The organism is Sphingobium sp. L-44 (assembly GCF_056859495.1).
The window spans coordinates 1-17784 of the sequence record NZ_JBSXOQ010000032.1; the positions used below are offsets into that span (position 1 = coordinate 1).

Consider the following 17784-nt stretch of genomic DNA (forward strand, 5'->3'; position numbering starts at 1 on the left):
TGCCAAGGGCTGAAATAGTGGCTCCCCGAGTAGGATTCGAACCTACGGCCATTCGATTAACAGTCGAATGCTCTACCGCTGAGCTATCGGGGAGCAGCCCCGCTTGCGCCGGGCAGGCCGCGCATATGCAGCGGCTTGTCCTAAATGGCAAGCGTGAAATTGCAGAAAATTACGCGATGAATTGTTCGGCCGCGATCCGGTCGTCCAGTGTATGTTCGGGGTCGAACAACAAAGTCAGCGGCGTGGCGCGGTCGATCTTGACCTCCACCTGGGCGACGTCGCGAACTTCGCGCTGGTCGGCGACGGCACTGACCGGGCGCTTGACCGGATCGAGCACGGTAAAGCGAATCGCGGTATTTTCCGGCAGGATGGCGCCACGCCAGCGGCGCGGCCGGAACGGGCTGATCGGGGTCAGGGCAACCAGGGCGGAGCCCAGCGGCAGGATCGGGCCATGGGCGGACAGATTATAGGCGGTGGACCCGGCGGGGGTGGCCACCAGCACCCCGTCACATACCAACTCCGGCAGGACGGGGCGATCATTGACCTGCACTTCCAGCTTGGCGGTCTGGCGGGTTTCGCGGAGCAGCGAGACTTCGTTGATCGCCGGAATGGAGAAACGCTCACCATCAACCGTGTCGACCACCATGCGCAACGGGTTGACCTTGAAGCTCTTGGCCTTCTCCAGCCGCTGTTCCAGCCGTTCCAGACGCCATTCGTTCATCAGGAAGCCGACCGTGCCGAGGTTCATGCCGAAGACCGGCAATATGCGGCGGGATTCCAGCATGGCGTGCAGCGTCTGCAGCATGAAGCCGTCGCCGCCCAGCGCAATGACCGTGTCCGCCTGTTCCAGCGGCACGAAATCATAGGCGGCGCGCAACCGCTCTTCCGCTGCCCGTGCAGCCTGGGTCGGGGACGCGACGAGGGCGCGCCGGGGTTCGCTGTTCATCCGCCGGTGACGCTCATATGTCGCTGGACCGCCGCAGTCGGAGCGCCGGCGCCGATCCGGAAATCATGGGCGGCAGGCTTGCGCCGCAGTGCGCGATCGACCAGCGGCTCGACCGCGGCGAGACCGCCGCTGCGCAGCGCGGCCTTGAAATCGACATGGTCGTCATGGCCCAGGCACATGTAGATCTTGCCCTCGCAGGTCATGCGCATGCGATTGCAGTCGGCGCAGAAATTGCGGGTGAGCGGGGTGATGAGGCCAAGGCGGATGCCCAGCCCCTCGACATCATGATAGCGCGCCGGACCACCCGTGCGCGCCGCGATCGGGGTGAGGGCATGATGGGCGTCGATCGCCTGCGCGACATACGACAGCGGCAGATAATGGTCGGTGCGATCCTCGCCGGTTTCGCCCAGCGGCATGGTCTCGATCAGGGTCAGGTCGAAGCCCTGGCTGTCGCACCAGCGCAGCATCGGCAGGATCTCGTCGGCATTGATATCCTTGAGCGCGACCATGTTGATCTTGACCGCAAGGCCCGCCGCGCGCGCGGCATCCAGTCCGCGCAGCACGGCCGTCAGGTCGCCGCCACGGGTGATATGGGCGAAGCGATCGGCCTGCAGGCTGTCGAGGCTGACATTGATGCGGCGGACGCCGGCGTCGTGCAGCACCTCTGCATGATCGGCCAGGCGCGTGCCGTTGGTGGTCAGCGTCAGTTCCTGAAGGCCGGCATCCAGATGGCGACCGATTCGACGGATCAGGTCGATGATGTCGCGGCCCACCAGCGGTTCGCCGCCAGTCAGACGGATGCGGCGCACGCCGCGCGCAATGAAGAGATCGGCGAGCAGCGCGATTTCCTCCAGCGTCAGAACCTGATTTTTCGGCAGGAACTGCATTCGCTCCGCCATGCAGTAGCGGCAGCGCAGGTCGCATCGATCCGTAACGGAAATCCGCAGATAATCGATCCGGCGGCCAAGGCCGTCGGTCATGGAAGTTGCGGCAGGATCGACCATGGCCATGTCCCTAGCTAGGCCATGGGCATGGCGGGCGCAAGCTGGCCGGTTGCGGGGCGGTGAAGAGGTCGGTAACCGGTTGCTGTTACAAGAGCGGCATGCGCCTTGTCAGGGAGTCGATAAAAGAGTGAGCGGGCAGGCCGCCCCGGACGGGCAGCGCAGCATCTTCATCCTGTCGCCCGGCGACCGCGACCCCCTGTGCCGTGCCGCGCAGGAGGTGGGCTGGCGTGCGATCGGCGCGCGGCGTGCCACGGATGCGCCGCAACGTTTTCTGCGCAGCGATGCCCAGATCGCGCTGGTCGACATGCGCGGTGGGACGGCGGCCAAGCTGATCGCGCCTTTGGTGCCGGCGGTGGATGCGGGTGGCTGCGCGCTGGTGGTGCTGGTCGATGCGGCGGCGGTCGCGTCGCTGCCGCAATTGTTCGATGCCGGCGCGACCCATTTTCTGGTGGCGCCGGTGACGCAACCCCTGTTGCAGGCGACGCTGGCATCGGCGCAGCGACTGGTCGAGCGGCTGGGCGGTGGCGCGATGCAGAGCCAGCGGGCGCAGCGCATCCGCCGGGGCGACGCGCTCTATTGGGAGATGGACCGCGACGGCGCAGGACTGCGGCTGAGCGAGAGTCTGGCCCGGAATCTGGGCATAGAGGCGTGGCAGCCGACGCCATCGACCTTGATCCACCGGCTGGCGCGCAATGAACGCAAGGCGGTGCTGAACGCGCTGGAGGGGATGATGCAGTCGGGGCGTCCGGCGGCATTCGCCCATGCGGTGCCGGGGCGGCCGGGCAATCGGCTGGTGCATCATCTGCGCTTCGTCGACGGCACGGTGGCGGCCGATGTGGAGTGGCTGTCCGACGCGCAGGACCAGGATGTGGCGAGCCGCGACAATCTGACCGGGCTGCGTTCGCGCCAGGCGGCGCTGGACTGGCTGGATCGCCGGTCGGGGCTGCCGACGACGGTGGTGCTGTTGTCGATCAGCCAGTTCGATCGCATGAATGCGGCCTATGGCCAGGTGGTGGGCGACGCGCTGCTGGGGCGCATTGCGCGACGGATCGAACAGATTGTCGACAGCGTGGCGGGCCATGCGATGGTCGCGCGGATCGCCGGGACGGAGTTTCTGGTCGGCCTGACCGGCGAGCCGGCGGCGGCGGAGCGGGCGACCTATCTGGCGCGGCAGCTGATCGAGGCGATCAGCCGGCCGTTCAGTGCGGGCGACCATCTGATCCGTTTGATTGCGCGATGCGGTATCGCGCAGGCGCGGGCGGAGGATGATGCGACCCAGTTGCTGCGGCGGGCCGGGGCTGCACTGGCCGATGCGCGACAGGGCGGGGGTGAAGGCATTCGCATCTTTTCCGCCGAGAAGCGCAGCCGCCAGCTCGACGCCGACCAACTGGAAACCGACCTGCGGCTGGCGCTGCACCGGGGCGAGATCGGCATCGTGTTCCAGCCGCAATATCCGGTCTATGACCATCGCATCAGCGGGGTCGAGGCGTTGGCGCGGTGGAACCACCCGATCTATGGTCCGCTGGGGGCCGGCATATTGTTCGGCACGGCGGAACGGTCCGACTATATGCTGCCGCTGTCGGCGCATATTCAGGCCGAGGCATTGCGGCAGGCGGCGGCCTGGCCGAGCGCGCTGTCCAATCTGCGCCTGTCGATCAACGTCACCGCGGCGGATATTTCGCAGCCGGGGTTCATGGCTGATTTCCTGGGCCAGGTGGATCGCAGTGGTTTTCCCCGGTCGCGGCTGACGGTGGAGATTACCGAAAGCGGGCTGATCCATGATGTCGACGCGGCGGCGGCGCTGCTGACGGCATTGCGGTCCGAAGGGCTGGCGGTGGCGATCGACGATTTCGGCACCGGCTATTCGAGCCTGGCCTATTTGAAGGGCCTGCCGCTCGACTATCTGAAGATCGACTCCAGCCTAGCCCAGGATATCGCCGGGTCGGCGCGCGACCGGATCATCGTGCGCGGGGTGATCCATATGGCGAAGTCGCTGGGCCTCAACGTCATCGCCGAAGGGGTGGAGACGGAGCAGCAGCTCGACCTGCTGGCACGGGAAGGCTGTGATTATTATCAGGGCTTCCTGCGCTCGGCCGGCGTCTCCACGCCCGAACTCATATCCCTGGTGCTACAGGGTTAGGCCGACCTTCCCGATGAGGGCCGAGCCGGCGTGGCGCGCGTCGCGGTCGGCGATGTCGGTGTCGCTGTAGCGCAACTCCGCCGACCAGCGGCCGCGATACCAGACGATGGCAGCGCCATAATCCCAATAATCGCCGCCCGGCCGCAGCCGTTGCGATGCGATCGGATCGCGATCCGACCCGGAACTATGGCCGACCCGTGCCGAGGCGGTGAGCGGCGTGCCCGGAATGGCGAAGGAGGCGGCGGAGGACAGATAGAGATTGTCGCCGCCGATCGCCGACTGGCGCGGCGCAAATTGGGCGCCGATGTCGATGCTGGCGGGACCGATCAGGAAGCCGGCGCCGGCGCCCAATTCGCCATAGCCCTGATGATCGGCGCCGGGAAAGAGATGGTAGCGCGCGTCGAGCGACAGCCGCCACCCGCCCAGTTGATGGACATAGGAAGGGCCAAGATCGATCACGGCGTTGGCGCCGCCATGGCGATCGCTGCTCCAGAGGCTGGTCGCGGCGCCATCGAGCGACAGGCCCTGCGCGACCGGCACGGACAGGCTGCCGCGCAGCACCGGATCGCCATCGCTCCAGCTCAGACCGCGGCGGCGCTCGTCGCTGGCGACCTCGACCGTGGCGCTGGGGCCGCTGGCATATTGGGCGGCGGCCGGTACGGCATGGAGGGCGAGGCCAAGCCCGCCCAGCCATGCCAGGCCGATGGTCCGATCAGTTCGATGCAAGATTGCGCACCGAGTCCAGTTCGGCCAGCAGCGGCGCGCGATCGGCTTCTGCCACGGCGATCAGGTGGGCTTCGATCTTGTCCTGATACTGGGCCATGTTGCGTTCGCCCGACTGACGGCCGGTGGTGCAGGCGCCAGCCTCGCTACCCGAAAAGCGCTTGTCGCTCGACACGGTGCGGGCGAGCGCCGGGCCATGGTCCAGCTTGCGGTCGACGACGATCGTCGCGGTCCACTGGCAGCGCTGATTGTCCATGCGGTTGGGCGTCCTGGCGCCGATGGTCTTTGTGCGGATGTCGGCACGGGCGGTGTAGGTGGCGCCGACCTGGTTGCCATGATGCTCGACCGACACATTGTGGGTCGCGGCGGCGGCAAGCGCCATAAGGATCAAACTCATTTCATTCTCCTGCTGTGACGCCGCGCTTTGTTGCCCGGTCGTCACGAAGGCATGTAGGTTTCTACTGTTGCTGCTTCTTTTCCGGTTGATGATGAATGGCGACATGAGGGTCGGATGGGGAGGCAGCCGACGCGACAGTTGAAAGTACATAGTGTCGATGCCGTGCGCATTTGGGCGTTTTTTCCCGAGAAGGCGACAGCCACGCGCCGACGAAGCGACAGTGGCGCGCCTGTAACGCAGCTGTGACGCGACAGTGAAGCGACAATGAGGCGACAGCAAAGCGACGATCATGGGCGATGATCTGGTGTGTTGCGGGGGTGGCGGGACCGGGTCGGTAATGCGGGCAAGGCGATGGGCGTGTGCTGTTTCATCCGACAGGATAGAGCAGGGAAAATCCAAATAGGAAAGATGTGGTCGATGGCCTGGCTGGCCGGGCGGGAGGGAAGCTGCTAGGCGCGCTCATTCCAAATTCGAGGCGGGAAACCATTGATGATTCAACCGGGTGTGACGTTCAAAGACAATCTCCAGCTGCTGCCGCCGATTGACGGCATTGCCCGCATCGACCTGAAAGACGCGAGCGGCAAGGTGGTCGCCAGCATCGAGAACCAGCCGGGCAAGCAGGGCTCGCTGGCGGTCTATCATTATCTGCAGAAGGTGTTTGGCACGCTCGACGCGGCCGCTGCCGAACATGGGCTGGCGGTGTTTGCCGAACATACGGCGGACGCTCGCAACCGGCCGGGCGCGCACCCCAATGTCGATCGGCTGATCGCGATCGTGGAAGGTGGCGACGCGCTGGCGATCGGGGTGGTCGCGGGCTGAACAAGGCGGGTAAATCATTTCCTTGATGCGCCATTTCTTTTGCCGCTGTCGGGGCATGGCGCAGGGCCTGCCAAGTCGGGCGGGTGAAATCGGATGAGGACAGACTGATCCGAAAGACCCTCACCCTCCCACGCCTGCGGCGCGGGGCCCTCCCTCTCCCGTGAACGGGAGAGGGTAATTGGCAATGGCCGGGAGGGGTGGATTGCGGACAGTCCGCCAATGCAGCAAAATGTAAAGAAGCCGCCACTGCCGGATAAGGATTTAGCGTGCTTCCTACATTCAATCAGGGCCGAGCCGCAGTTAGACGAGCAACAATCTTTGCTACTATCATTTTTGCGTTGTCGACAGTCATGCTGTTGCTGGGACTATGCTCACGATTTGGCCCCGTGGTTGCCCGTGCGGTGATCCATCCGATAGCAGTGACAATGGGCCTTCAAGACGGCGACGAAGGCCTAATAGTGCTTGCTATAATCGCTGCGGTCAGTGCGTCCCTAACGCTCATTGGCTGGGCGGCGGTTCGCATTTTCACGGAACGGTGATTATTGTCTGCGTCTAACGAAACGACCAGCACCGATTTCCGGCAAAAAATGGTCGCTTCTTGCTGGGCAGCTTTTCCACCCAGGAGCGGACCGACCGCTATCGGGTGTGCCTGGCGCCGATCGGCGCGATGAGTGTCTATCAGGGGCGGTTTCCTGCCATTCCCCTCCCGTTTACGGGAGGGGCGCGAGACTTAGGCGCGAAGCGCATTAGTCGCAGCGGGGTGGGCTCTCGCAACGTCCAACCCACCCCCTAACCCCCTCCCGTTTACGGGAGGGGGAACATGTCTGTTTTTGATCGTTTTCAGGCCATCCTCCCTTGCAAGGGGAGTTCAAGGGAGACCCGTGTTTCCCTTGAACTGGCCCAAGGCCAGACGGAGGGGTATCTCCCTCTCGATAGGGCGACACCCCTCCACCACTTCGTGGTCCCCCTCGCAGGGGAGGAATTTACAGCCGCTGCTGGTCGTTTTCTCCCCGCAGGGTGGGGGCAGGATGCGGCTTACCCTGCCGCCTTGGCCAGCCCTTTCGACAATTGCAGCGCGCCGTTGAGGCGGGCGGCGGGATCGGGCCAGGCGCGGGTGACAACCACCTTGCTGTCCGGGCGCAGGCGGGCGACGCCGTCGAGGCGCTGGACATAGGCGACCAGGCCTGCGGGGTTGGGGAAGCGATCCTCGAAGAAGCTGACCAGCGCACCCTTTGGCCCGACATCGATCTTGGCAATATTGGCCTTGAGGCAATTCTGCTTGATCTCGATGATCTTGAGCAGGTTCTGGGTCGGGGCAGGCAGCTTGCCGAAGCGGTCGATCAGTTCGGCGGCGAAGGCCTCCAGACCCTGGCGGTCCTCCAGTTCGTTGATGCGGCGATAGAGACCCATGCGCAGGTCGAGATCCGGCACGAATTCTTCTGGGATCATGATCGGCGCGTCGACGCTGATCTGGGGCGAGAAGCTGTCGCGGCGCGCTTCGAGGCCGGCGCCGCCGGCCTTGGCGTCCATGATCGCGTCCTCCAGCATCGACTGGTACAGCTCGAAGCCGACTTCCTTGATATGGCCCGACTGTTCGTCGCCGACGAGGTTGCCGGCGCCGCGAATGTCGAGATCATGGCTGGCGAGCTGGAAGCCGGCGCCCAGCGTGTCGAGATCGGACAGAACCTTGAGCCGCTTTTCCGCGGTCTCGGTGATGATGCGGTTGGCGGGCGTGGTGAAATAGGCATAGGCGCGCGTCTTCGACCGGCCGACGCGACCGCGCAGCTGGTAGAGCTGGGCGAGGCCGAAGCGGTCGGCGCGGTGGATGATGAGGGTGTTGGCGCTGGGGATGTCGAGGCCGGATTCGACGATGGTGGTGGAGAGCAGGACATCATAGCGCTTGTCGTAGAAGGCGGACATGCGCTCCTCGACATCGGTGGCGCTCATCTGGCCATGGGCGACGATCGGCTTCACCTCGGGCACTTCGGTGCGCAGATACTCCTCGACCTCGGTCAGGTCGGAGATGCGCGGCACGACGAAGAAGCTCTGGCCGCCACGATAATGTTCGCGCAGCAGCGCCTCGCGGATGACGACGCCGTCCCAGGGCATGATGTAGGTGCGCACCGCCAGGCGATCGACCGGCGGGGTCTGGATGACCGACAGTTCGCGCAGGCCCGACATCGCCATCTGGAGCGTGCGCGGGATGGGCGTGGCGGTGAGGGTCAGGACATGGACGTCGGTCTTCAGGGACTTCAAGCGTTCCTTGTGGGTGACGCCGAAACGCTGTTCCTCGTCGACGATGACGAGGCCGAGGCGCTTGAACTCCAGCCCCTTGGCCAGCAGGGCGTGGGTGCCCACGACAATGTCGATCGTGCCGTCGGCCAGGCCCGCCTTGGTGGCCTTTGCCTCCTTGTCGGGGACGAGGCGGGAGAGGCGGGCGATTTCCAGCGGGAAGCCGCGGAAGCGCTCGACGAAATTCATGTGATGCTGGCGCGCGAGCAGGGTGGTGGGGCAGATCACCACCACCTGCATCCCGGCCATGGCAGCGACGAAGGCGGCGCGCAGGGCGACCTCGGTCTTGCCGAAGCCGACATCGCCGCAGACGAGCCGGTCCATCGGGCGGCCGGCGCCGAGATCCTCGATGACATCGCCGATCGCGCGGTCCTGATCGTCGGTTTCCTGATAGGGGAAGCGGTCGACGAAGGCGGGATAGCCGGCGGCGTCGGGCTCGGCGATCTCGGCCGGACGCAGGGCGCGTTCGGCGGCGGTCTTGAGCAGTTCGCCCGCAATCTCGCGGATCCGCTCCTTCATCCGCGCCTTGCGCCGCTGCCAGGCTTCGCCGCCCAGCTTGTCGAGGCTCACGCCCTCGCTGTCGGAGCCGTAGCGCGAGAGGACTTCGAGATTTTCGACCGGCACATAGAGCTTGTCGCCGCCGGCATAGGAGAGGGCGACGCAGTCATGCGCGGTCTTGCTGACCGGGATCTGCGTCAGCCCCTCATAGCGGCCGATGCCATGGTCCATATGGACGACGAGGTCGCCGGGCGAGAGGGTGGCGAGTTCGGCGAGGAAGGCGTCGGCGCTCTTCTTGCGCTTGGCGCGACGGACCAGGCGATCGCCCAGCATATCCTGTTCGGTGAGGACGGCGACGTCGGGCGCGGTGAAGCCATGGTCGAGGCCGAGCACGGTGAGGACGGCGCTGCCGCCGGCCGCGGTGCCGAGTGCTTCCTGCCAGCTGTCGGCGGCAGCGAGGCGGGCGACGCCATGATCGGCGAGCAGGCCCGACAGACGCTCGCGCGCGCCGGCCGAATAGCTGGCGATCACCACCTTCTTCTTCGTGCGGCGCAGGGCGTCGATATGCTTTCCGACCGCCTCATAGACATTGACGTTCTGCGCGCGTTCGGGCGCGAAATCGCGCGGGCCGTCGACGGCGAAGTCGAGGACGGTGGCGCTTTCGGGCTCGTGGAAGGGGGTGGTGGCATGCATCGGCCAGCTGGCGGCGGCGGCGTCCCACTCGATGGCGTCGAGATAGAGGGCGTGCGGCGCGAGCGGGCGATAGGCGCCGGGATCGGCCGATTTTGCGGCGATGCGGTTGGCATGATAGTCGCGGATCGCCTCGAACCGGGCGTCGGCTGCGCCGACCACGCCATGGTCGCGGACGATGATCGCGTTTTCGCCCAGATGCTCGGTCAGCGGAACCAGCTTTTCCTCGAACAAAGGCAGCCAATGTTCCATGCCGGCGAGGCGCCGGCCCTCGCTCACCGCCTGATAGAGCGGGTCGCCGGTCGCGGTCGCGCCGAAGGTCTCGCGATAGCGGCCACGGAAGCGCTTGATCGTGTCTTCGTCCAGCAGCGCCTCGGACGCCGGGAGCAAGGTGAAGCCGTCGACGCTGCCGGTGGTGCGCTGGTCGGTCGGGTCGAAGCGGCGGACCGTCTCGATCTCGTCGCCGAAGAAGTCGAGCCGCAGCGGCTGGTCCTCGCCGCCGGGGAACAGGTCGACGATGCCGCCGCGAATGGCGAACTCGCCGCGATCATGCACCGTGTCGGTGCGGACATAGCCGTTGGATTGCAGCATGTCGGCGAGGCGCGTGATCGCGATCCGCTCCTTGGGGGCGAGGCGGGCGACCAGCTGGCGGACGCGGAACGGGGTGAGGGTGCGCTGGGTCAGGGCGTTGAGGGTGGTGAGGACCAGCTGCGGTCCCTTTGGTTTTGCCTGCAGCGCATGGAGGCCGGCGAGGCGCGCCGACGCGGTGCGCAGCGAGGGGCTGGCCCGGTCATAGGGCAGACAGTCCCAGGCGGGGATTTCGATGAGCTCGATCTCTGGCGCGAAATAATGGGCGGTGTCGGCGACCGCGCGCATCAACTGTTCGTCGGAGGCGACGAAGACGGCGCGGGTGGTTGCCGCGCGGGCGATGTCCGCCAGCAGCCAGGGCTGGAAGCCGGCCGGCACGCCGGACAGAGTGAGCGGCGCCTTCGCCTTCAGGATTTTCTGGAGATCGGTCATTGTCGTCTCTGTTCCCCTCCCGCAAGCGGGAGGGGCTAGGGGTGGGCAAATGCAACAGAGGTGGCGCAGGCCCACCCCTAACCCCCTCCCGCTTGCGGGAGGGGGAACTTGTCAGTTCTCGATCTTGACGAAATCGAGCTTGAGGAACTGGTCCATCATCGGGCCCTTCCATTCGTCCGGCACGGGGATGGTGCCGAGCGCCCAGCCGATGATGTCGGCATCCTGTTCGTCCATGAAACGCTCGAACCAGGCGATCTGCTCCTCGTTCCAGCTCGCATGATAGCGTTCGAAGAATCCGCCGACCGTATAATCCGCCTCGCGCGTGCCCCGGTGCCAGGCGCGGAATTTCAGGCGACGCATCAGCGGGTTGTCGTTCACAATTTGTTCCTTTAACGGACGTGCCGAAACAGCCGATCGGATATTTGAATGACCGTCCCGGCTGCGTTAGAGAAGCCTCAGATAGCCATGCGACCCGATATTCTCAATCCGCTCTTTGCCGAAATCTCCGCGCTCAAGGGCATTGGCCCGGCGCTGGCCCGTCCGCTCGAACGGCTGGGGCTGGCGCGGGCGGTCGATGTCGCCTTTCACCTGCCGGTCAATTATGTCGACCGGAAGCTGATCGACGAACTGGACATGGCGGACGCCGGCAAGGTGATCGGCATCATGCTGACACCGGTCGATTATCGCGCCAGCGGCAATGCGCGCGCGCCGTTCCGGGTGCAGGCGGTGGACGCCCATGGCAACGCCGTCTCCCTTGTCTATTTCGGTCGCAACAGCGCCTGGCCGCGCAAGCTGCTGCCGCTCAACGAACCGAAATTCGTGTCGGGCAAGCTGGAAGCCTATGGCGACAATCTGCAGATGGTCCATCCCGACTATGTGCTGCCGCCCGAGGAAGCCGACACGGTGCCGGCGCGCGAGAGCGTCTATGGCCTGTCGGAAGGGCTGACCAACAACCGGATGCGCGACCTGGTGGGGCAGGCGCTGGCGCGTGCGCCCGAACTGCCAGAATGGATCGAGCCGAGCCTGCTGGCGAGCAAGGGCTGGCCGGCCTGGCGCGCGGCGCTGGAGCGCTTCCACGCCGACCCGACCGACGCGCAGGCGCGCGAGCGGCTGGCCTATGACGAGATTTTCGCCGGGCAACTGGCGCTGATGCTGGTGCGGCAATCGTCGCGGCGGCGGCGCGGCGTGCCGATCAGCGGCGACGGGCGGCTGCGCGCGATGCTGAAGCTGCCTTTCGCCCCGACCGGTGCCCAGCGCCGCGCGATCGGCGAGATCGAGGGCGACATGGCGCAGGCGACGCCGATGCTGCGGCTGCTGCAGGGCGATGTCGGATCGGGCAAGACGCTGGTGGCGCTGATGGCGCTGCTGAATGCGGTCGAGGCCGGGATGCAGGGGGCGATGCTGGCGCCGACCGAAATATTGGCGCGGCAACATTATGAGACGCTGCGCAAGATGGCGTCGGGTCTGCCGATCGAGATCGCGATCCTGACGGGCCGTGAAAAGGGCAAGGTGCGCGAGGCGACGCTGATGGGGCTGGCCGATGGCAGCATCCACATCCTGGTCGGCACGCATGCGATTTTCCAGGAGAAGGTGCAGTATAAGGCGCTGGGGCTGGCCGTGATCGACGAGCAGCATCGGTTTGGCGTGGCGCAGCGGATGATGCTGGCGAGCAAGGCCGAGCGATCCCCGCATCTGCTGGTGATGACGGCCACGCCGATCCCGCGCACGCTGACCCTGACCTATTATGGCGAGATGGACGTGTCGCGGCTGGACGAGATGCCGCCGGGCCGCCAGCCGATCCAGACGCTGGTGATGTCGGCCAACCGGCTGGACGAGGTGGTCGAGGGGCTGGCCCGCCATGTCGAGGGTGGCGGGCAGGCCTATTGGGTGTGCCCGCTGGTCGAGGAGAGCGAGACAAGTGACCAGGCGGCGGCCGAGATGCGCGCCGAGACGCTGCGCCAGCGCTTCGGCGACCGGGTGGGGCTGGTCCATGGCAAGATGAAGGGGCCGGACAAGGATGCGGCGATGGAGGCCTTCGCCGCCAATCGCACCCAGATATTGGTCGCGACCACGGTGATCGAGGTCGGCGTCGACGTGCCCAATTCCAGCCTGATCGTGATCGAGGGGGCGGAGCGCTTTGGCCTGGCCCAGTTGCACCAGTTGCGCGGCCGCGTGGGGCGCGGCGACAAGCCGTCGGTCTGCCTGTTGCTGCGCGGCAATGCGCTGGGCGAGACGTCGCGGGCGCGGCTGGCGCTGATGCGCGAGACCAATGACGGTTTCCGCATCGCCGAGGAGGATCTGAAGCTGCGCGGCGCGGGCGAGGTGCTGGGCACGCGCCAGTCGGGCGAGGCGGAACTGAAGATCGCGACGCCCGAACATGTGTCGGCATTGGTGGACGCCGCGCGCGACGACGCCCATCTGCTGATCGACCGCGACGGCGGGCTGGACAGCGAACGCGGGCAGGCGGCGCGCACCTGCCTCTATCTGTTCGAGAAGGATGCGGCGGTGGGGTTGCTGCGCGGGGGGTGAGCGGCGCGGCCGTTCCCTTGACAGTATTGCTCGCATAGGACACCCCGTGGCGATGACGCCAGAACCGATCCGAAAGATGAGCCGACGCGGCATTGTGGTCGAGATCGTGGCCTTTGTCGGCTTCGCGCTGTTGGCCAAATATGGGATGAGCCTGATCTTCTGGCGCTACGCTGGCCCCGTGTCGCTGCTGCTGACGCTAGCCTTGTTGACGCTGTATATGCGCGGTCGGGGCCTGCGCTGGTCGGCGATGGGGCTGATCCCGTTGCCCGGGTGGAAGGCCAAGCTGATGGTCCTGCCCAAGGCGGGGCTGACGCTACTAGCCTTTGCGCTGGTTGTCGCGCTGGTGACGATCGTCGGGCCGGCGATTGGACTGGCGTTCCTGGCGAAGGAATCCGCTGGCGTAGCCGATCGCTGGGGCGCGGTGGCGGGGAGCCTGCCGCATTTTCTGTTGTGGATCGGTATCGTGTGGAGCGCGGCGGCCTTTGGTGAGGAGATGTTTTTTCGCGGCTATCTGATCACTCGGTTGCAGGCGCTGTTTCCAGCCGGCCGCGTGGGCGCCATGCTGGCTGTCCTTCTGTCCGCACTGATCTTTGGCTATGGCCATTTCTATTATCAGGGATGGCGAGGGGCATTCGTGACGGGCGGGATCGGGCTGGCGTTCGGGACGATGTTCCTGCTGTTCAGGCGCAATCTGTGGCCGTTGATCCTGTTGCACGGCGTCATCGACACGCTGACCTTCACCGCCATATTCATGCGATGGAAGTAGCGAGCGACCAGGGCTTCATCCTGTAGGGCGTAGCGACAATCTCTGCTGCATCTGCGAAACAAAATGCAGGGCGGTCGCGTTGCCTTTGGCATGACCGACATCAGCCTGACCCATATCACACCGATGGCCGCGCTTTCGATCGCGCTGTCGGTGGTCGTCGCCTTCGTCGTCCATTGGGCGCTTTACTGGATCGCGCTGCGGCTGGTGAAGCGCGCGCGGATCGAGCCTTTGTTGTTGCCGGCCATCTTCCAGCCGACGCGCTGGCTGGTGGTGCTGCTCGCGCTGGGGGCTGGGCTCAAGTCGATCGAGATGGGGCCGCGGATCGAGGATATCTGGTCGATCGGGGCGCGGATGATATTCGCGCTGCTGGTCGGCTGGCTGATCTTTCGCGCAATGCGGGCGGGCAAGGCGATGCTGGAGGCGCGCGCCGATATCAGCGTCGAGGATAATCTGAAGGCGCGGCGGCAGCGCACCAAGATCAGCATCCTCTATCGCATCTGCCAGTGCATCGTCGGCTTCTTCGTGATCGCGATGATGTTGATCGCCATTCCGGGCGTGCGGACGATCGGCGTGTCGCTGATGGCGTCGGCGGGCCTCGCCGCGCTGGCCGTGGGCGCGGCGGCGCAACCGGCGCTCAAAAATCTGATCGCGGGCATCCAGATGGCCTTTTCAGAGCCGATCCGGCTGGACGATGTCGTCATCATCGAAGGGGAATGGGGGCGGATAGAGGAGATCAGGCTGACCTATGTGATCGTGCGCATCTGGGACGACAGGCGCATGGTGGTGCCGGTATCCTATTTCCTGGAAAAGCCGTTTCAGAACTGGACCACGAAGACGTCGGACCTGCTGGGCACCGTCTTCCTCTATGTCGATCCGACCGCCGATATCGAGCGGATCCGCGCGCGTTTCGTCGAGGCGGTGAAAGCTAACGGCCGCTGGGACGGGCGGGTGGCGATCCTGCAGGTGACCGATCACCGCGCCGATGCGCTGGAACTGCGCGGGTTGCTGTCGGCGCGCAATGCCGGGATCGCCTTTGACCTGCGCTGCGAGGTGCGCGAGGCGATGCTGACCTTCCTGCGGACGGAGATGCCCGAGGCGCTGGTGCGCGGGCGTCAGACGCTGGAGAGGGATGAGGCCTTTACCAGGCGGTCCGGCGTGGCGGGATGAGCGCCATCATGGCGTCATAGCCCGCGGTCGGGATCGGCTCGACAAATTCGAGCCCGATGCGGCCTTCCTCGCTCCAGCGGACGAGGGCGCGACGATCCTTGAGCACCGGCAGCCAGATCAGCACCCGGCCGCTCAGCGTGAGCAACTCTTCCGTGCGGCACATCAGGCCGAGTGGCGAGATGTTGATGATCCGCACGCCATGGGTGCGGCCGTCCGCTGTGATATGGCTGACCATGTCGACCAGGTCGCGCGCCACCCGCCGCTGATCGACGGACGGGTCGCGCGACCGCATGACATGGCCGAGATTGGCGAAAACCGAGGGGGACATGGGTTTCAGCCTAGCGGGCGGAAAGTGGAGGCTTTCCTACCTGGTAGCGTTAACTAGGCTGAAACCCTGTTTGTCCTCAGGCGGTGACGAGACCGTGCTTCTTGGCGCCGAAGCTGAGCTTGTCGCCGGCCTTGAGCGTGGCGGCCGGGTCGGTGACGACTTCGCCATTCACCTTGATCGCGCCCTCGGCCAGCTTGCGGCGGACTTCCTTGTTGGAGGTCGCAAAGCCAAGACCAGTGGTCGCCTGGATGACGGTCAGCCCCTCGGCGCCCAGCGCAACGGTCGGCAGATTGGCGTCCGACGCGCCTTCCTCGAAAGTCTTGCGCGCGGTTTCGGCGGCCAGAGCGGCGGCTTCGACGCCACGGCAAAGCGCTGTCGCCTCGTTCGCCAGGATCTTCTTGGCCTCGTTGATCTCCGCGCCCTGCAGCGCGGCGAGGCGGTTGACCTCGTCCATCGGCAGGTCGGTGAACAGGCGCAGCCGGTTGAACACGTCGGCATCGGCGGTGTTGCGCCAGAACTGCCAATAATCATAGTCGGACAACTGATCCTGGTTCAGCCAGACGGCGCCGCCCACGGTCTTGCCCATCTTGGTGCCGTCGGCATTGGTCAGCAGCGGCGTAGTGAGGCCGAACACCTGCGTGCCATCGACGCGGCGGGCCAGTTCGACGCCGTTGACGATATTGCCCCACTGGTCCGATCCGCCCATTTGCAGGCGGCAATCGCTGCGGCGCGACAGTTCCAGGAAGTCATAGGCCTGGAGGATCATGTAATTGAATTCGAGGAAGCTCAGCGACTGCTCACGGTCGAGGCGCAGCTTGACGCTATCGAAGCTCAGCATTCGGTTGACCGAGAAATGCTGGCCGATGTCGCGCAGGAAGGGGATATATTCGAGCTTGTCGAGCCAGTCGGCATTGTCGACCATGATCGCGTCGGTCGGGCCGTCGCCGAAGGTCAGGAAGCGTTCGAACACGCGCTTGATGCTGGCGACATTTTCCTGGATCAGGTCGACGGTCAGCAGCTTGCGCGCTTCATCCTTGAAGCTGGGATCGCCGATCTTGCCGGTGCCGCCGCCCATCAGGACGATCGGCTTGTGACCCGCCTTTTGCAGCTGGCGCAGCATCATGATCGACACGAGATGGCCGACATGGAGCGACGGCGCGGTCGGGTCGAAGCCGATATAGCCCGGCACCACCTGTTTGGCGGCCATGGCATCAAGCCCTTCCGCGTCGGTCAGCTGGTGGATGTAGCCGCGTGCTTCGAGCAGGCGGAGGAGATCGGACTGATAGTTGCTCATGACGCGCGCCTGTAGCATTGGGGCAGCAACTGGAAAAGAGGCGGAGTTTTCGATCATGTTGGCAATCGGTCTGATGTCCGGCACCTCGCGCGACGGGATCGACGCCGCGCTGATCGAGACGGACGGCGAGGGGCAGGCCGAGGCAATCATTTTCCACGCCCAGCCCTACAGCGATGATTTTCGCGAGCGTCTAGCCGCCGCCTGCGCGCGGGCGATGGCGATGGACGCGCCGGGCGAGGATCCGCTGATCCGCGCGGTGGAGATGGACCTTACCAATTTCCACATCGATGCGATTGCCGACATGCTGGGCCGCAGCGGCCATGTGGCGGAGGATATCGGGGTGATCGGCTTTCATGGCCATACCGTTGCCCACCGGCCTGAGCGGCGCTGGACCTGGCAGATTGGTGACGGCGCGGTGCTGGCCGGCGCGTTCGGCATTCCCGTGGTCGCCGATCTGCGCAGCGCCGATGTGCGCGCGGGTGGGCAGGGCGCGCCGTTGATGCCGGTCTATCATCGGGCATTGTCCGACGGGCTGGCAAAGCCGGTCGGCATTCTCAACCTGGGCGGGGTGGCTAACATCACCGCGATTGGATCGGACGGCAGCCTGGTCGCTTTCGACACCGGGATGGCGAGCGGCCTGATCGACAACTGGATGCAGGCGCATGGGGACGCGGCCTATGATGCGGGCGGCGCGACCGCTGCGCGGGGCCAGGTGGACGAGGCGCGGCTGGCGGCGATGATGGCCGATCCCTGGTTCGCGGCGCCACCGCCCAAGAGCATCGACCGCGAAGCCTTCACCATCGCGCCGGTCGAGGGATTGTCGCTGGCGGACGGGGCGGCGACGCTGACCGCCTTTTCCGCGCAGGCTGTGGCGCGCGGCGTCGACCATCTGCCCGAACGGCCGGCGCGCATCTATGTGGCGGGCGGCGGGCGTCATAATGCGACGCTGATGGCGATGCTGGCGGCGCGTACTGGCGCCGATGTCCGGTCGGTGGACGAACTGGGCTGGGATGGCGACGCGCTGGAGGCGCAGGGCTTTGCCTATATGGCGGTGCGGCACCTCAATGGCCTGCCGATCAGCTTTCCCGGCACCACCGGCGCGCCTGAGCCGATGACCGGCGGCGTGCTGTTCCAGCCCTGAGAAAGGGGGATGGGGCGGCTGGGCGCCGCC

General features: G+C 65.7%; 14 protein-coding genes and 1 tRNA gene. 6 read left to right on the forward strand and 9 right to left on the reverse strand.

Annotated features, from left to right (window positions below; genetic code table 11):
- Positions 1 to 18 precede the first annotated feature (18 nt).
- From AC13EK_RS02055 to moaA, 3 genes are all read right to left on the reverse strand, one after another.
- Positions 19 to 93: transfer RNA gene (locus AC13EK_RS02055), tRNA-Asn, on the reverse strand.
- Positions 94 to 169: 76 nt separating this feature from the next.
- Complete coding sequence (locus tag AC13EK_RS02060) at positions 170 to 946, reverse strand: NAD kinase (protein WP_004207502.1); 777 nt, start codon at positions 944 to 946, stop codon at positions 170 to 172.
- Positions 943 to 1956: a GTP 3',8-cyclase MoaA gene (gene moaA, locus AC13EK_RS02065; RefSeq protein ID WP_069337261.1), complete on the reverse strand. Its 1014-nt coding sequence runs from the start codon at positions 1954 to 1956 to the stop codon at positions 943 to 945. The genes AC13EK_RS02060 and moaA overlap by 4 nt, the downstream gene beginning before the upstream one ends.
- A gap of 121 nt (positions 1957 to 2077) precedes the next feature.
- Between moaA and AC13EK_RS02070 the strand changes: the two genes are divergently transcribed.
- Positions 2078 to 4090 carry a putative bifunctional diguanylate cyclase/phosphodiesterase gene (locus AC13EK_RS02070; protein WP_483022002.1) on the forward strand — a complete coding sequence of 671 codons (2013 nt, stop codon included), beginning with the start codon at positions 2078 to 2080 and terminating at the stop codon, positions 4088 to 4090.
- On the opposite strand, the gene AC13EK_RS02075 is transcribed toward AC13EK_RS02070, so the two are convergent.
- Together AC13EK_RS02075 and AC13EK_RS02080 are read right to left on the reverse strand one after the other, a co-directional pair.
- Complete coding sequence (locus AC13EK_RS02075) at positions 4079 to 4816, reverse strand: TorF family putative porin (protein ID WP_069337263.1); 738 nt, start codon at positions 4814 to 4816, stop codon at positions 4079 to 4081. The genes AC13EK_RS02070 and AC13EK_RS02075 overlap by 12 nt on opposite strands.
- Positions 4803 to 5210 (reverse strand): hypothetical protein, encoded by a 408-nt coding sequence (locus AC13EK_RS02080; protein ID WP_069337264.1) that lies wholly within the window; start codon positions 5208 to 5210, stop codon positions 4803 to 4805. Before AC13EK_RS02080 ends, AC13EK_RS02075 begins: the two co-directional genes overlap by 14 nt.
- 489 nt (positions 5211 to 5699) lie before the next feature.
- On the opposite strand from AC13EK_RS02080, the gene AC13EK_RS02085 reads away from it, so the two are divergent.
- Positions 5700 to 6029 (forward strand): DUF2322 family protein, encoded by a 330-nt coding sequence (locus tag AC13EK_RS02085; RefSeq protein ID WP_069337265.1) that lies wholly within the window; start codon positions 5700 to 5702, stop codon positions 6027 to 6029.
- A 1035-nt stretch (positions 6030 to 7064) separates the two neighbouring features.
- Here AC13EK_RS02085 and mfd read toward each other — a convergent pair.
- Positions 7065 to 10529, reverse strand: coding sequence for a transcription-repair coupling factor (gene mfd / locus AC13EK_RS02090; protein ID WP_069337266.1), 3465 nt, complete (start codon positions 10527 to 10529; stop codon positions 7065 to 7067).
- Positions 10530 to 10640: 111 nt separating this feature from the next.
- Entirely contained in the window at positions 10641 to 10907 is a 267-nt protein-coding gene (locus AC13EK_RS02095) for an FAD assembly factor SdhE (protein WP_037511799.1), read from the reverse strand.
- Between the two features lie 87 nt (positions 10908 to 10994).
- Here AC13EK_RS02095 and recG point away from each other — a divergent pair, with 87 nt between their 5' ends.
- The 3 genes from recG (at position 10995) to AC13EK_RS02110 (ending at position 14991) form a co-directional block, all read left to right on the forward strand.
- Entirely contained in the window at positions 10995 to 13058 is a 2064-nt protein-coding gene (recG, locus tag AC13EK_RS02100; protein ID WP_010338015.1) for an ATP-dependent DNA helicase RecG, read from the forward strand.
- A gap of 52 nt (positions 13059 to 13110) precedes the next feature.
- Entirely contained in the window at positions 13111 to 13824 is a 714-nt protein-coding gene (locus tag AC13EK_RS02105; RefSeq protein WP_069336624.1) for a CPBP family intramembrane glutamic endopeptidase, read from the forward strand.
- A 90-nt stretch (positions 13825 to 13914) separates the two neighbouring features.
- Complete coding sequence (locus tag AC13EK_RS02110; RefSeq protein WP_234792176.1) at positions 13915 to 14991, forward strand: mechanosensitive ion channel family protein; 1077 nt, start codon at positions 13915 to 13917, stop codon at positions 14989 to 14991.
- Here the strand turns inward: AC13EK_RS02110 and AC13EK_RS02115 are convergent.
- Complete coding sequence (locus AC13EK_RS02115; protein ID WP_069336622.1) at positions 14963 to 15319, reverse strand: PilZ domain-containing protein; 357 nt, start codon at positions 15317 to 15319, stop codon at positions 14963 to 14965. The genes AC13EK_RS02110 and AC13EK_RS02115 overlap by 29 nt on opposite strands.
- Before the next feature lie 76 nt (positions 15320 to 15395).
- Positions 15396 to 16613, reverse strand: a complete 1218-nt coding sequence (gene tyrS, locus AC13EK_RS02120) for a tyrosine--tRNA ligase (protein WP_069336626.1) — start codon at positions 16611 to 16613, stop codon at positions 15396 to 15398.
- Positions 16614 to 16668: 55 nt separating this feature from the next.
- Here tyrS and AC13EK_RS02125 point away from each other — a divergent pair, with 55 nt between their 5' ends.
- Positions 16669 to 17754: an anhydro-N-acetylmuramic acid kinase gene (locus AC13EK_RS02125; protein WP_069336621.1), complete on the forward strand. Its 1086-nt coding sequence runs from the start codon at positions 16669 to 16671 to the stop codon at positions 17752 to 17754.
- Positions 17755 to 17784: the final 30 nt, after the last annotated feature.